Source organism: Deltaproteobacteria bacterium, from assembly GCA_016709225.1.
GTDB classification, from domain to species: Bacteria; Myxococcota_A; Polyangia; order Nannocystales; family Nannocystaceae; genus Xiheibacterium; species Xiheibacterium phototrophicum.
This window is the reverse complement of sequence record JADJEE010000001.1, coordinates 2,837,460-2,851,084: the sequence shown is the minus strand read 5'-3', so window position 1 is coordinate 2,851,084 and position 13,625 is coordinate 2,837,460. Positions and strand designations below refer to the sequence as shown.

The window sequence follows — 13,625 nt, the reverse complement described above, 5'->3', positions numbered from 1 at the left end:
CGCCGCATCGCCGCGAAATTGCGTTGGCCGCACTACCGGGACGTCGCGCATGGATTGCCGATGCGCGGATCGCCTGCCGTCGTTAGCCTGGTTGCGGGTCCGTTCCTGCGGGTCCACGAGGGGGCTTCTCCAATGGCGGTCGCGGTCGCGGAAATCATGAACCACGAGGTCTTCAGCGTCCGCACTGGGGATCGTGCCGAGCTGGTGCTGCGGCACTTGGTGGCGCTCGGAATCACCGGCGCGCCGGTGCTCGACGCCGACGGCGTCACGATCGGCTTCGTCTCGCTGCGCGCGTTGCTCGACGCGCGCGCGGGTGGCTCGGTGGCTGCGTACATGAGCGTGCCGCCGGCGTGCATCGACGAGGGCGCGTCGATCCGCGAGGTCGCCGAGCGCATGGCCGAGAGCTCGCGTCACCACCTGGTGGTGGTCGATGCCGCAGGGCACGCGGTCGGCGTGGTGTCGTCGCTCGACGTGATCCGCGGTCTCATCGGTCGGCCCGCGCCGCACCCCGATGCGTTCCCCCACTTCGATGCGCGCACCGGTGTGGTGTGGTCGAACGACGTGCAGCTGGGCTTCTCGGCGCTCACCGAGGTGCCCGCGAGCGCGGGGCTCTTCGTGCTGATCGAAGCCGCACCGGGTCGACCCAACCGCGTGGTCTGGTCCGAGGGCACCGACGATCTCGCCCATCGCCTGCGCACGTTGCTGTCGACGCCCGCGGCCGCGCCGGCGCACCTGGTCGACGCGGCGCTCTCGGGACGGTTGTGGTTTCGCTGGGCCGCGACCGGCGCGCACGCGTTGCCCGCCCGCTCGTAGCCGGCCGCGGTGAGACGCCGCGGCGCGACGACACCTGCCTCCGTCAGCGCATGCCCTCGTTCCACTTCGGCAGCGCGGTGGCGGCCGGCGACGCGGGATCGCAGGGCTCGTTGGGCACCGAGATGTCGCCCTTGACGACATGGACGGGCTCGGGCTGCGGCGCGGCGATCTTGCCCTTCACCACCGTGGGCGGTGGTGGCTCGATCGCGGGGGCTTCGCCCATCACGTGACGCACGTCGGGATCGCGCGGCGGCGGTGGGGCAACCACCGGTGGCGTCGGCGCGGTCGGGATCGAAGGGGGCGATGCGACGGTGCCCACGACCGGGTCGTGGGGATCGTGGGGCGCGGATTCCGGCGGCGCGTGCGGGGTGCAGGCTGCGAGCGCGGCCACGGCCACGGCCGCGAGCGCGGCCGGACGAAAGCGGATCCGCCCGTGGTCGTCGTGGGCGTAGCGCACGCAGATGCGCTCGCCCGCGCGTGCGTCCAGCAGGGCCTGGGCCTCGTCCTGCGTCATCTCGGTCAGGTCGTGGACCTTCTTCGTGCACGACTGGCAGAAGCGGCCGCGGTCGACGGGCGTCATCGCGTCCCAGTCCTCGTGGCAGGGCGCGGCGATCGGCAGGTGCGAGGTCCTCATCGTGGGGCTGCCAACGCACCGCCGGCGCGAACCGATCTAGGGCCGCTTCACCGAGGCGCCGGCGTTCAGCCCATGGCCGCGGCCATCATGAAGAGCGGCGGCGGGGGTGATCCGGCCAGCACCATCTTGCGGGTGCGCTCGAACTTGATGTCGAGCAGGCGGGGCTGCAGCTCGCGGTTGGTCTCCACCAGCAGCCGCAGGAACGCGCCTTCGATCGGCGTGCGGCGCTCGATGGCGCCGTGGAGCTCGTCGAAGATCTGCGCAATGCGGGGCTCGATCGCGTCGGAGTGGGAGGCCCGCTGCGTGCGTGACTCGGGCTTCACCGCCGCAACGGCGGCCTCGACGTTGCCGCCGCCGGCCAGCTCGATCACGCGGCGCACGTACGGCTCGGGGTCGGCGAGCACCTGCTCGTAGGTCTGCAGCACCATCGGGTAGCCGCGCTGGGCCTGGTCGCGCAGCAACGAGAAGTTCTCCGACCACCACTCGAGCGCACCCGGCACCCGCATCGGGATCGGTTCATCGGGGGCCTCGACCGCGCGTTGCTGATCCTCGAGCGCCCACAGGCGCGCGACCGAGGCCTCGTAGTCACGCCACGCGCGGACGTTCGCGACCACGCCGTCGATGAAGCCGAGCTCGGTGCGCACGACCCCGGGGATGAAGACCTTGGTGACGCGTCCGCGGGTCTGCTCGGGCCGCACGTACGCGCCGGTCTCGGGGTGCGGGTTGGTGCCAAAGAAGATGCCGTCGCGATAGAGCCCTTCGTAGAAGCCGTCGGGGTTTGCGTCGCGCAGCGAGCCTGCGCCCCAGTTCTTCGGGAACGCGACGCCCTCGACCTCGAAGCCCGCCGCGACCAGCGTCTGCATCCACATCGAAGTGCCACTGCGCTTGGTACCGGAGACGATGAACATGATCCGCCTGCCTTTCGCCTCCTCGCACGTTCCGTGGACGGGCTCGCGGGTTCCTGAGGTGCGCGGGAGCTCGCGCGGTGCTCGGGTTCGTCGATTGCGGGAACCCTGCGGGCCCGCCACGCAACAGCGATTGCGAGGGACGGGGCAGCGGCACACGAGAGGACGACACGATGAAGCGAATCAAGACCCAGGACACCACCGTCTCCCAGAACCCGACCACGACCATCGAGGCGGTCGACGACGCTGCGCTCGCGACCGTCGCCGGTGGCCGTGAATGGGGTTGGGAAGGCGGCGGCTGGGGTGGCGGACCTGGCCCGACCAACGCGAGCTACGGCGGCTATGGCGGTGGTTGGGGCGGTGGCTATGGCGGTGGTTACGGGGGCGGCGGCGGCTGGGGCGGTGGCTACGGCGGCGGCGGCGGCTGGTACTGACGACGACACGCGGCGACCGGTCTGCGCGGGTTGGGGCGACGACGAAATCCGACGTCGCCCCACCGGCGCAGCCACGCGGAAGGCTCGACCCCGCGTGCGGTCCGGCGCCACGGCGACGGAGGATGAACGATGGCGACGATGTTGGCGGAGCAGATGAAGTTCCTGGTCGCCGATCTGCGGGCGGCCTCGTGGGTGTTGCAGGTCGATCCCGATCTCGACGCCGACGTCCTGCGCACGAAGTTCCTGTCGATTCATCAGTTCTTCCTGCGCAACCTCGGGCGCTCGCGGCCGGAGCTCTTCAAGGGCGTCGATCCGCGATTCCTGCTCGACATCGTGCGCAAGTGGATCGTGCTCTACCGCAGCACGCTCGCGCTCTTGCAGGAGGAGTATCCGCGGGTGCCAGGTAGCGTCGACCTCGCACTGGGCGACGAGAACTGGTCGGCGACCCTGGGCATCTCGTTCGAGGGCCTGGCCCAGGCCGGCATCAACTATGCGTCGCGCTACGCCGAGTTCTGGGCCGAGCGTTCGATCCGCGACCCCGAGGTCTACGCCTCGTTCCCGCAGCGGTTGGCCTTCGTCGGCTCGCCGGGGTACCGCGAGCTCGCGGCGCTGCGTCGCGAGAATCGCCTGGTCGTGAAGGATGACTTCGCGAACGGCGTGACCGCCTTCGACCTCTACGAGGCGCTGCGCGCTGCTTCGCCGGCACAGCGGCCCGCCGCGGTGTGGGCCGCGCGCGGCTGGCGTCTGGTGACCATCGATCGTGAGGCGGTGGTGCGTTTCCTGCGGTGGTTCGCGCCGACGCCCGCGGCGCTCGGTGTGTGAGGCCGCGTCCGGCCTGGTACGCTCGGGCGCCCGCCGCCATGAAGTACCTCCACACGATGATCCGCGTGCTCGATCTCCCCGCTGCGCTCGAGTTCTTCGGTGCGCTCGGCTTGAGCGAGCAACGGCGCCGCGACGAGCCCAACGGGCGCTTCACGCTGGTGTTCCTCGCCACCGCGCCCGGCGAGCCGGAGCTCGAGCTCACGCACAACTGGGACCAGCGCGAGCCGTACGACGGCGGCCGCAACTTCGGGCACGTCGCATACGAGGTCGATGACATCTACGCGGTGTGTGCTCGGCTGCAGGCCGCGGGGGTGACCATCTTGCGTCCGCCCCGCGACGGTCGCATGGCGTTCGTGCGCTCGCCCGACGCGATCTCGGTGGAGCTGTTGCAGCGCGGCGAGGCGCTCGCACCGGCCGAGCCGTGGTCGTCGATGCCGAACACCGGCAGCTGGTAGCGAGCGTCCCGTGGCGGGACACGCTGGCCGGTGTCGGAGCCACGCGCGGCGACCACATTCGGGCCGACCGGCGGCGCGCGGCGTGCGAGCACGTTACGAGGCAAAGCAGCCATGGAGTATCTGCTCGCCCCCGCCGCGTGTGAGCTCCCCGGGCCGTTCGAGCTCATCGATGCGCCCGAGACCATCGACGACGCGGCGGCCCTGCTCGAGCGCTTCGGCGCCGCCGCGAGCGGCCCCGGCCCCGTGACGCCCGTGCTCGCGACGCCGCAGTGGCCGTCGTGGGTGTTCGGCCCCCGGCGCGCGGAGCTGCCCGAGCACGCGCGGGTGTTGTTGGTGCCCGACGGCAACGTGTGGGGCTTCACGGCATTCGCACGCGCGCTCGCGAAGTGGCCGAGCGTGGCCTGCAGCGGGCCCATTGGCCCCGACGAGGCGCGCGATCACGTCACGCAGTTCGGCAAGATCGCCGTCGACGAGGGCATCCTCGTCGAGCGCGACCGCGACACCTTGCGGTTCCTGCAGCAGCGCGCCGCCGCCCACCCCGAGGCGGTCGCCGCCGTGCGGGCGCTGCTCGCCGACGAGGTGAGCCGCGCGACCTACGATCGGCTGATCTACGGCACGCTCAGTGATCTCTTCGAGCACTACGTGCGCACGGTCGGCCGCACGGTGCAGTACTTCGAGTGTCTGCGCTGGTCACCGGGCATGGTCATCGTCAACGGCGGCGTGCAGGAGGGCTTCGAGCTGCCGTACTTCGCCGCGCTCACCGGCGGCGACCTGCGGGTGATCAGCGCCGACCCCAGTGGCTTCGATCGTCTCAGCGGATTCGCGCGCCCGATCGTCGAGGCGTTGCCGGGTGCCTTCGTCGAGGTCCGCGAGGCGCTGTGGTCCCACGGCGGTCGCGTGCGGCTGCCGATCACCGACGACGGCACCGTGCTCAGCCAGTACAAGGATCGCAACCTCCATCACTTCGAGGAGGTCGAGTCCCCCTGCACGAGCGTGGACGGGCTCGTCGCCGCGCAGCGGCTCGAGCGCGTCGACCTCGTGAAGCTCGACGTCGAAGGGGCCGAGCCTGCGGTGATCGACGGCATGACCGCGACCCTGGCGCGACATCGACCCCAGCTCGCGATCTCCATCTACCACTGGCCGGAGCACATGTGGGAGCTGCCGCTGCGGCTCGCGGCGATGCTCGACGACTACGACTTCCACGTGCGCCACTACTCCTACGGTCGCTGGGAGTGCATCCTCTACGCGGTGCCGCGCGAGCGCCTGCCGTAACGTGCCGGGGTCTGCGGGCACCAGTGCCCGCATGACCCACGGCGCCTTCAGCTCGGACCGCTGCGACTGCTTCGAACGCGCCGGGCGCTGCGATGGGCGGCCCGCGCCGCGGGACTTCGCCGTGCACGGGGCGTTCTGGTTCGACGAGCACGCGTCGCCCGACTGTGCGCCGCCGAAGGTGTTGTCGCGGGCACGACGTGCGCAGGCGCGGGCCAATCGCGAGACGCTGCGCGAGCTCGAACCTTGAACAGCTTCCGCTGCGCACCGACGTGCGCGGGGCGATTCACCCCGATGGCAGGGACCGCTCGCGGTCGGAGCGCGGGCGGGAAGGAGAAAATGAAAGAAACGTCGCGGCTCTCACCGAATTGCGGATCACCGAATTGGTAATTCGGTCACTCTGTTTGTCCAAGGTGCCGCGATGAATTTCGTTTCTCCGCGATCCGGCGAGTCGGGCCCGCGCGTCGGCCAGCTCGTGCTGGGGTGGTTTCGGCTCGATCGCGTGATCGGGTCGGGCGCGTACGCGGTCGCATTCCGGGCCACCGATGTCCGCCACGCACGGCCTGCGGTCGTCAAGATCGCGCGGCCGCACCTGCTCGAAGGGCAACACGCGGATCAGGTACGACGGCGCTTCGCCGACGAGCTGCGCGCGATCAACAGCATCCGACATCCCAACCTCGTGTCGGTCTTCGGCGCGGGGCAGACCGGCGACGGTCTGCCGGCGATCGCGATGGAGTTCGTCGAGGGGCGCACGCTCGCGGACCACCTGCGCGGCGCCGACGGCCCGATGGCGCCCGAGATGGTCGCGATCTGCTTCACGCAGCTGGCCTCCGCACTGCAGGCGATCCACGCCGCAGGCGTGGTGCACCGCGACGTCTCGCCCGACAACGTGATGTGGGGCAGCGACGCCACCGGCAAGCCCAAGGTGACGCTGCTGGACTTCGGCATCGCGAAGCTCGATGGCCAGTCCCGCGGCACCGTCGGTGCGATCGGCACCCCGGGCTTCATCGCACCCGAGCAGTTCCTCGGCAATGCGGTGCCAGCCTCCGACATGTACGCCCTCGGCGCGATCCTCTGGTGGGCGTTGGCGGGTACATTCCACCATCGGGCGGTCGGTGATGGGGTGGTGTCATCGTTTGATCGGCGCTCGCAGGACGTCGGCATCGCCAACCCTGGTGTGCCGCCGTCGATGCGTGCGCTCGTGGCCCGACTGCTCGATCCCGATCCAGGCCGTCGTCCCAGCGCGGGCGAGTTCCTGCGGCTGTGGCAGGAGGTCAGCGGCGGCTATCGACAAGCTGCGCCGAGCACGGCCGCGATCGCTCCGCCGCCGCAGTGGGGTGAGGGCGGTGGGGCGCCGTCGCTGCGCACCCGCGAGGACTCGGGACGTCACGCCCAGGCGGTGCGGGTGTTGCTGGTCGACCCCAACCCGATCTCGCAGAAGCTCGTGCAGGGCTACCTGCGCAAGCTGCCGTGCGCGGTGGAGGTCACCAGCGACCCGCGGCGCGCGACCCGTTCGGATCATGGGCAGTACGACGTCGTCCTCTTGAGTTCGGACCTGCACGGCGTCGACGTCGGCGACGTGGTCGCGTACCTGCACGAGCACTACCCGGAGCGCGCGACCGTGGTGACGGGCTACCGTCGCGTCACCGCCGAGTTCGATCCGCACTCGGTGCGGATGTTCGTGGAGCTGCCGGGTCAGCTCGCGGCGCTCGAGCAGCTGTTCCACGAGATCGCGGGCGCGCGATCGCAGCAGGCCAGCGACCCGTCACCGTGGTCGACGCCGGCACGGTCGCTCGACGCCAGCGCGCTGCAGGCCCTCATCGTCGAGAGCCCCGAGCTGGCCCTGCAGACCGTCGACGCCTTCATCGGCGAGCTACCCGAGTCGATGGCACAGCTCGAGGACTGCAGCGAGCGTGGCGATGCCGATGGCGTGCGTCGGATGTGCCATAGCATCGAGACCAGCTCGCGCATCCTCGGCGCCGATCACCTCGCGCGGCTCGCTCGTGCCCTGCGGGAGCTGGTGGTGGCCGAGGGGCTCGAGGTGGTGCCGGGCTTCCACGCCGAGATGGAGCGGGAGTACGGCCAGGTCTTCCGCGAGCTGATGACCGTGCGCCGTGGCCTCGCCGGTGCGCACGGCGGCCCGGGCTAGCAGCGGCCGCGACCCGCGTGGCGGCGCCGGCCGTCAGCGCAACGATCCGAGAGGAGTGACCCATGTCCATGTCCGAAGCCTCCACCTATCGCATCGACTGCCGCGGCCAGCACTGTCCCGCGCCCATCATGGCCACCGCCAAGGCGGCTCGCACGCTCAAGGCCCGCGGCGGCGGCGTCATCGAGATCGCGGCCGACGACGCCGCGTTCCCGCTCGATCTGCGCAGCTGGTGCACCTCGTCGAAGGCCGAGCTCGTGAGCCTGCAGACCAGCGGCGAGCAGCACCTCGCGGTCGTGCGCATCATCGGTGCCGACGCAGGGCTCTCGACCGCGCCGCCGCTGTTGGCCCCGACGCCGGAGCCCAGCGCCAACGTCGCGCCGCGCAGCGAGTCGCTCGATTGTCGCGGCATGCAGTGCCCGCAGCCGATCCTCACGCTGTCGCGACTCGCCAAGTCGTTGCCGGCCGGCACCGAGGTCGAGGTCATGGCCGACGACGACGCGTTCCAGCTCGACGTCGCCAGCTGGTGTCGGACCAGCGGCGCGACCCTGCTGTCGATCGAGCGCCGCGGCGCAGAGTTCCACGCCCGCGTGCGGGTGGTCGGTGCGCGCCGCCGCGGCACCCCGGCGATGGCGACACCGCAGATCGTGACCGACCCTGGCTCGGCCTCGCTGTCGTCGTCGTCGTCGCTGTCGTCGTCGTCGTCGCTGTCGTCGTCGTCGCTGCGCATGACCAGCCTGCTCGAGCTGCGCCTCGACGGCCCGCCGTCGGGCTGGATGGCCCGGCTCGACGAGGTCGCGCGCGGCAGCCAGGCGGGGCAGCGCCTGCGGGTACTCGCCGACAACCCGGAGCTGTCGCGGGAGATCGTGCAGTGGTGTGCCGCGCACGGCCACGCGTTGCTCGGGCTCGACACCCGCGGCCCGGTCGCGGCGGAGCTCGAGATGCGTGAGCCGCCGCCGCGGGTCGTGACGCCGCCGAGCACGGCCTTGGCGGTGCGTGAGCCCGCCGCGGTGGCGAGCTCGCCCCACGCCAACCGCTGCACGTTGCTGGTGCTGCACAACGATCAAGAGGCACTGCTGGCGGCGTTGTTGGTCGCCGTCGGTGCCGCCTCGCAGGGGCGCGAGGTCGTCATGTTCTTCACCTTCTGGGGCCTGAACCTCCTGCGCGGCGATACGCCGAACGAGAACGCGCCGCACCAGAAGGTCTCGTGGATGCAGCGCATGCTGAAGTGGATGATGCCCAAGGGCCCCAAGCATCAGGCGCTCGGCAAGCTCAACTTCGGCGGCATGGGCAAGCAGATGCTCGACATGATCATGAAGCGGAACAACATCATGAGCCTGCAGCAGTTGCTCGAGTCGGCCGAAGAGCAGGGCATCCGCTTCATCGCGTGCACCATGAGCATGCAGGTCATGGGCATCACCAAGCGCGACCTGCAGCCGCGGAGCAACCTCGAGTACGGTGGCGTCGCCGCCTTCGTCGAGGCCGCGCACGGCTCGGGCATGAGCCTGGTATTCTGACGGGGCCGCCATGCGCACCATCACGCCGCTGGAGCTGGTGCGTCGCCACGAGCTGGCGATCCTCGACGTTCGGCCGCGCGACGAGCGGCTCGGCGGTGTGGGCTTCGTGCCCGGCTCGATCGCGGTGCTCAACGAGCCCCGCGCGATCGCAGCGGCGCTCGACGATACCGGCGGCGAGCACGGCGCGGTGCTGGTGTGCCTGAGCGGCAACCGCTGCCGCGACGCGTTCGCGGCGATCCCCGGCGGCGTGCAATCGCGGCTGTGGGTGCTCGAGGGCGGGGTTCTGGCCTGGCGCGCCGAGGGCCTGCCGGTCTGCGGCGTCGAGCTGGCCGAGCACCACGCCGACCCCGTGCTCGGGGGCCGTTCGCTCGCGGAGCTGCCGCGCGCGATGGCGGCCTGCTTCGTGGCGGAGATCGTCGAGGTCGCCGGCGACGAGATCGACCCGATGCAGCTCCTCGAGGCGTGCTTCGCACGGGCGGGCGCACGCTTCGACGCGCCGCTGGCCGACGATCTGATCCGCGTGCTCGACCACGCGGCCGCGGCTTCGCGTCGCGTCGGCACCGAGGCCAGCCGCGTGGCCGCCAACGTCGATCGTTTCCTCGCGGTGCTGCAGCGGCACGGCGACCGCGCCGGCTGACGCGCCCGCCGTGGCCGCTTGCCCCCGGTCGCGTGGCGCGGCACTCTCTGCGCGCCCATGCCCGCGGTCGTGTATGCCCTGTTCGATGCCTCGGACCGCGCGACGGCTGCGGTCGAGCTGTTGCAGCGCAAGCACGGGCGCGGCGGCGCGGTGACGGTGCAGCTGCACACGCGCGCGCCGCTCGACGGCAACCTGTTGCCGGAGGGCGCGACCGAGTTCGGCCGCAACATCGTGATCGCGATGGCGGCCGGTGGCGTGTTCATGGCGGTCGCCGGCGCGCTCGCGGGCGCCTTCGACCTGCTGCTCGGGATGACGATCGCGATGGGCATCGGCCTCGGCGGTGTCACCGGGGTGCTGATGGGCCTGGTCGGCGCCATGCAGGCCGGCACGCGGATTCCCAAGCGCGAGCTCCGGGAGCTCGAGCCGCGGGTGCGCGAGGGCTGTTCGCTGCTGGTCGTCGAGTTCGAGCGCAAGGACACCGCCGAGGCCGCGCACGACGACCTCGAGCCCTTCGCGCCGGTCGACGCGGGCACGCTGTAGTCCGGCCGGCGTCCGTGGCATGGTCGCGGCCATGACGGCCCCATCGACCCAGTGGCGCGAGCAGATCGCCGACGACGAGGAGCAGCGCTTCGCTCGCTATGCGCAAGGGTTGGTCGCGGCCCAGCGGCGGCGCGAGGCCGCGCAAGGCCCGGGCCGGGCGCTGCACCGTCGTCAGCTGCTGGCACTCGCCGCCACCCTCGACGTGCAAGACGACCTGCCGGCGCATGCACGGCACGGCTTGTTCGCGGCGGCCGGGCGCCACGAGACGCTGGTGCGGCTTTCCAACGGCGGCATGGATCGCCGCAGCGATGGCCGACCCGACGTGCGGGGCTTCGCGATGCGCGTGTTCGGCGTGCAGGGGCCCAACGCGCTCGGCACCGGTGAGACGGCCTCGCAGGACTTCACGCTCATCAACCACACCAAGTTCTCCGCAGCCAAGGCCGCGGACTTCGTCGAGCTGGTGCTGGCGCTCGAACGCGGGCCGCTGGCGCTGCTCGGTCACCTCATTCGGCGGCACGGTGTGCTCGGGGCACTGCGCGCGGCCAAGGCGGCCAAGGCGGTGATCGGCAAGCCCTTCAGCGGCTTCGCGACCGAGTCGTTCCACACCGTGGTGCCGTTCGCGTGCGGGCCGTACGCGGCGCGGGCACGTCTGCTGCCGCCACCGTCACGCTCGCCGCGGGCCGGGGCGTCCGACGACTGGGCCGCCGATCTCCGCGCACAGCTCGACCTCGGCCCGCTGTCGTACCGCATGCAGCTGCAGTTCTTCGTCGACGAGTCGACCACACCGATCGAGGACGCCAGCGTCGACTGGCCCGAAGCGATCGCACCGTATGTCGACGTCGCGACGCTCACGATCGCGCCACAATCGTTCGACGATGCCGAGGCACGGCAGCGCGAGAGCACCGCCGAGGCGGGGCGCTTCGATCCGTGGAACGCGTTGGCGGAGCATCGCCCGCTGGGCGACGTCATGCGCGCGCGCAAGGTCGCGTACTTCGCGAGCCAGCAGGCCCGCGGCGCGGCCTGAGCCCGAACGCAGCGACGCGCCGGCGATCCTGGGACCGCCGACGCGTCGTGGGGGCGCGCGCGCTGCCGTGCGCGCTACAGCGGGTTGCCGGAGTGCGGCGAGGCCAGGTACGGCATCTCGTCGAGGAACGCGAGGTCGTTGGCGTCGACACCGTCGCCGACCGCACCGCCGTTGTTGCACAGCACCGTCAGCAGGGTGTCGGTGACGTCATCCTCGAGCCGGCGACCGTTGGGGAAGCCGACGTTGTCGTAGGTCTGCCCCTGCGCGACGTTGATGCGCAGCAGGTCCGCGGCAGCCGTGCCGTTGGGCGAGAGGATGCCCACGATGTCGAGGCGCCCGTCGCTGGGGGTCGGCGCACAGCCAGCACCGAGCACGAGGTTGAGCAGCCCGGGCAACTCGGGGTTGAGGATGTACGTGCCGAACGAGGCCACGTCGTCGACCGGCGCCCCGCGGTTGAACGCGTTCTTGTCCTGCAGCGGGATCACGGCCTCGTTGACCAGCGGCACCGCGAGGCGCGAGACCTGCTGGAAGCCGCCGAAGTTGCTGTCGTCGCGATCGCCGTTGCGGATGGTGACGATCGGACGCAGGGCGCGGGCCCACAGGCCCACGATCGCGTTCTTCGAGGTCGCGTCGGCGGTGCGCTGCCCGCCGCGGACGATACGGTCGATCGGTACCTCGAGCACGAGCGACATGACGTTCACGCCGTCGGTGGTCGGCGCACCGGCCACGCCGAGCAGATCGAACACGTGCAGGTCGACGAAGAACGGTTCGTCGCGGGGGCCGGCGAACACGGTCGAGCCGTCGGTGGCGGTGGTGATGGCCTGGGCCGCGACCGCGTCGTAGCTGTCGTTGGGGAAGGTGCGGTCGCCGACGTGCCACGGTGCCACCGGCGCGCCCGTCACGATCTGCTCGATGATCTTGTCGCCCGCCTGGTTCTGGTACGCCATGTACAGATCGTAGGTCTGGATGACGTTGAGGTTGGCGCTGTTGATGTCGTCGACCGGGCCGACGTTGTAGAGGAAGGTGCCGCCGTTCTTCACCTGGGTGTGGAAGGCGAAGTGGTAGGTGACGTCGGTGCGCGCATCGCCGTCGTTGTCGAGGCGGAACTCGTAGCGGACGTTGTCCGAGAAGCGGTAGAAGTTCGGCCCCGACGAGGGGATGAGCAGCGGCACGTAGTTCGCCACCATCACCAGACGATCGGGATCGCTGGGGCTGATGAAGGTGTAGACGTCGGTGTTGTCGGCGAACTGGTCCTCGGCGATGGCCGGGGCCTCGCGGTGGCTGGAGGCGGATGCGGTACCCGGCAGGGCGACCAGCGCAGCGGCGGCACCGAGGGCGACGGAGAAAATGGTGGGTTGCGTCTTCATGGTCGTTGGATCCTTTTTGTCTTCACTCAGAAGGTGGCGGCGTAGATGGCGTTCTCGGTGGCGACCGCCATGACGGCGGCGTTGCGGGCTGCGGCGACACCGGTGGGGTGTCGTAGATCGGGCGCGTCGACGTCGGCGCGCGTGCCGGTCTTGGTGTTGGCGGTGAGCAGGAAGCTCTTGCCCTCGCCGTCGCTGGCGGGAATCACCGCCGTCTCGCCGCCCGGTACCAGCGAGACGCCGCCGATGCGGCCCATGCCGACGCCGCTCAGCACCTGCGAGACCTTGCCGGCGGCGTCGATGGCGAACAGCGAGCCCTCGCCGTCCTTGCCGCGCGCGCCGTGGTCCATCACCCACGCCACGCCGTCGGCGTCGACGTGGATCCCCGCGGGTGACACCAGCGGCGCGCCCTCGTGCACGATCACCGCGCTGCCGCCGGCGGTCGGCAGCCGGAAGACCGCCGGCACGCCAGCGTCGGTCCAGCCGCCGACGTAGAGCATGTCGCAGCCGGTGCCGACGACCACGCCTGCGGCTCGCGCGATGCCGGTGGCGGCGAGTTGCTGCGGCGCGCCGCCATCGGGGCGCAGGGTGTAGATGCCGCCATTGCGCTTCTGCAGCTCGGCGCTCTCGCTGCCACCGATCTCGTACTCGCCCGACTGCAGGCCCATGTCGGCGACGAACAGCGTGTCACCGTCGCACGAGGTCGCGACGTCCGAGGGGTAGAGCAGCGGCGCACCGGCGTGCAGCACGTCGAGCGTCTGGCTCGCGACGTCGAGCGCGAAGATGGTCGGTGCGTTGCCTTCGCCGTACGCCGAGACGTAGAAGGTCTCGCCGTCGGGGCTCACCGCGACCGCGCCCGCGTTGGTGAAGCCGTCGTCGGCGATGCGCTCGAGCGTCGTCGGAGCCCCCGTCGGTAGTGAATCGCCACCCCCGGAACCGCAGCCGAGGACCGTGGCGATGGCCCCCGAGAAGGCCATGCGGCCCAGCATTCGATGTCGTGTGTCGTGCATGCGTACTCCCCATCGACCAGGCCGCAGTCGAACGCGGCCGCTGGTCAGCGTCGTC

General features: G+C 71.1%; 15 protein-coding genes. 11 read left to right on the top strand and 4 right to left on the bottom strand.

Annotation, left to right across the window (positions count from 1 at the left end; genetic code table 11):
- The first annotated feature begins 132 nt into the window (after window positions 1–132).
- Window positions 133–813 (top strand): CBS domain-containing protein, encoded by a 681-nt coding sequence (locus IPH07_11580; protein ID MBK6918032.1) that lies wholly within the window; start codon window positions 133–135, stop codon window positions 811–813.
- A 43-nt stretch (window positions 814–856) separates the two neighbouring features.
- Here the strand turns inward: IPH07_11580 and IPH07_11575 are convergent, their stop codons facing one another.
- Both IPH07_11575 and IPH07_11570 read right to left on the bottom strand, forming a co-directional pair.
- Window positions 857–1,447: a hypothetical protein gene (locus IPH07_11575; GenBank protein ID MBK6918031.1), complete on the bottom strand. Its 591-nt coding sequence runs from the start codon at window positions 1,445–1,447 to the stop codon at window positions 857–859.
- Between the two features lie 65 nt (window positions 1,448–1,512).
- Complete coding sequence (locus IPH07_11570; protein MBK6918030.1) at window positions 1,513–2,355, bottom strand: hypothetical protein; 843 nt, start codon at window positions 2,353–2,355, stop codon at window positions 1,513–1,515.
- A 170-nt stretch (window positions 2,356–2,525) separates the two neighbouring features.
- On the opposite strand from IPH07_11570, the gene IPH07_11565 reads away from it, so the two are divergent.
- The 10 genes from IPH07_11565 (at window position 2,526) to IPH07_11520 (ending at window position 11,196) form a co-directional block, all read left to right on the top strand.
- Window positions 2,526–2,786: a hypothetical protein gene (locus IPH07_11565; GenBank protein ID MBK6918029.1), complete on the top strand. Its 261-nt coding sequence runs from the start codon at window positions 2,526–2,528 to the stop codon at window positions 2,784–2,786.
- A gap of 129 nt (window positions 2,787–2,915) precedes the next feature.
- Entirely contained in the window at window positions 2,916–3,608 is a 693-nt protein-coding gene (locus IPH07_11560; GenBank protein ID MBK6918028.1) for a hypothetical protein, read from the top strand.
- Between the two features lie 38 nt (window positions 3,609–3,646).
- Window positions 3,647–4,063, top strand: a complete 417-nt coding sequence (locus IPH07_11555) for a VOC family protein (protein MBK6918027.1) — start codon at window positions 3,647–3,649, stop codon at window positions 4,061–4,063.
- Between the two features lie 111 nt (window positions 4,064–4,174).
- Window positions 4,175–5,335 (top strand): FkbM family methyltransferase, encoded by a 1,161-nt coding sequence (locus IPH07_11550; GenBank protein ID MBK6918026.1) that lies wholly within the window; start codon window positions 4,175–4,177, stop codon window positions 5,333–5,335.
- Between the two features lie 31 nt (window positions 5,336–5,366).
- Window positions 5,367–5,582, top strand: coding sequence for a hypothetical protein (locus IPH07_11545; GenBank protein ID MBK6918025.1), 216 nt, complete (start codon window positions 5,367–5,369; stop codon window positions 5,580–5,582).
- Between the two features lie 171 nt (window positions 5,583–5,753).
- Window positions 5,754–7,481 carry a protein kinase gene (locus IPH07_11540; protein ID MBK6918024.1) on the top strand — a complete coding sequence of 576 codons (1,728 nt, stop codon included), beginning with the start codon at window positions 5,754–5,756 and terminating at the stop codon, window positions 7,479–7,481.
- 62 nt (window positions 7,482–7,543) lie between these two features.
- Window positions 7,544–8,995, top strand: coding sequence for a sulfurtransferase TusA family protein (locus tag IPH07_11535; protein MBK6918023.1), 1,452 nt, complete (start codon window positions 7,544–7,546; stop codon window positions 8,993–8,995).
- A gap of 10 nt (window positions 8,996–9,005) precedes the next feature.
- Window positions 9,006–9,632, top strand: a complete 627-nt coding sequence (locus IPH07_11530; GenBank protein ID MBK6918022.1) for a hypothetical protein — start codon at window positions 9,006–9,008, stop codon at window positions 9,630–9,632.
- Between the two features lie 57 nt (window positions 9,633–9,689).
- Window positions 9,690–10,172, top strand: coding sequence for a hypothetical protein (locus IPH07_11525; protein MBK6918021.1), 483 nt, complete (start codon window positions 9,690–9,692; stop codon window positions 10,170–10,172).
- A gap of 31 nt (window positions 10,173–10,203) precedes the next feature.
- On the top strand, window positions 10,204–11,196 hold the full coding sequence (locus IPH07_11520) for a catalase (GenBank protein MBK6918020.1): 993 nt from the start codon (window positions 10,204–10,206) through the stop codon (window positions 11,194–11,196).
- A gap of 74 nt (window positions 11,197–11,270) precedes the next feature.
- Here the strand turns inward: IPH07_11520 and IPH07_11515 are convergent, their stop codons facing one another.
- Both IPH07_11515 and IPH07_11510 read right to left on the bottom strand, forming a co-directional pair.
- On the bottom strand, window positions 11,271–12,563 hold the full coding sequence (locus tag IPH07_11515) for a DUF4331 domain-containing protein (GenBank protein MBK6918019.1): 1,293 nt from the start codon (window positions 12,561–12,563) through the stop codon (window positions 11,271–11,273).
- Between the two features lie 26 nt (window positions 12,564–12,589).
- Window positions 12,590–13,570 (bottom strand): hypothetical protein, encoded by a 981-nt coding sequence (locus IPH07_11510; protein ID MBK6918018.1) that lies wholly within the window; start codon window positions 13,568–13,570, stop codon window positions 12,590–12,592.
- Between the last annotated feature and the right edge of the window lie 55 nt (window positions 13,571–13,625).

Excerpts from the sequence above, each read along its gene's own strand:
- IPH07_11560 (MBK6918028.1), top strand. The coding sequence starts at position 2,916 with ATGGCGACGATGTTGGCGGAGCAGATGAAGTTCCTGGTCGCCGATCTG.
- IPH07_11570 (MBK6918030.1), bottom strand. The coding sequence starts at position 2,355 with ATGTTCATCGTCTCCGGTACCAAGCGCAGTGGCACTTCGATGTGGATG.
- IPH07_11510 (MBK6918018.1), bottom strand. The coding sequence starts at position 13,570 with ATGCACGACACACGACATCGAATGCTGGGCCGCATGGCCTTCTCGGGG.
- IPH07_11550 (MBK6918026.1), top strand. The coding sequence starts at position 4,175 with ATGGAGTATCTGCTCGCCCCCGCCGCGTGTGAGCTCCCCGGGCCGTTC.
- IPH07_11580 (MBK6918032.1), top strand. The coding sequence starts at position 133 with ATGGCGGTCGCGGTCGCGGAAATCATGAACCACGAGGTCTTCAGCGTC.
- IPH07_11540 (MBK6918024.1), top strand. The coding sequence starts at position 5,754 with ATGAATTTCGTTTCTCCGCGATCCGGCGAGTCGGGCCCGCGCGTCGGC.
- IPH07_11545 (MBK6918025.1), top strand. The coding sequence starts at position 5,367 with ATGACCCACGGCGCCTTCAGCTCGGACCGCTGCGACTGCTTCGAACGC.
- IPH07_11575 (MBK6918031.1), bottom strand. The coding sequence starts at position 1,447 with ATGAGGACCTCGCACCTGCCGATCGCCGCGCCCTGCCACGAGGACTGG.
- IPH07_11535 (MBK6918023.1), top strand. The coding sequence starts at position 7,544 with ATGTCCATGTCCGAAGCCTCCACCTATCGCATCGACTGCCGCGGCCAG.
- IPH07_11515 (MBK6918019.1), bottom strand. The coding sequence starts at position 12,563 with ATGAAGACGCAACCCACCATTTTCTCCGTCGCCCTCGGTGCCGCCGCT.
- IPH07_11565 (MBK6918029.1), top strand. The coding sequence starts at position 2,526 with ATGAAGCGAATCAAGACCCAGGACACCACCGTCTCCCAGAACCCGACC.
- IPH07_11530 (MBK6918022.1), top strand. The coding sequence starts at position 9,006 with ATGCGCACCATCACGCCGCTGGAGCTGGTGCGTCGCCACGAGCTGGCG.
- IPH07_11555 (MBK6918027.1), top strand. The coding sequence starts at position 3,647 with ATGAAGTACCTCCACACGATGATCCGCGTGCTCGATCTCCCCGCTGCG.
- IPH07_11525 (MBK6918021.1), top strand. The coding sequence starts at position 9,690 with ATGCCCGCGGTCGTGTATGCCCTGTTCGATGCCTCGGACCGCGCGACG.
- IPH07_11520 (MBK6918020.1), top strand. The coding sequence starts at position 10,204 with ATGACGGCCCCATCGACCCAGTGGCGCGAGCAGATCGCCGACGACGAG.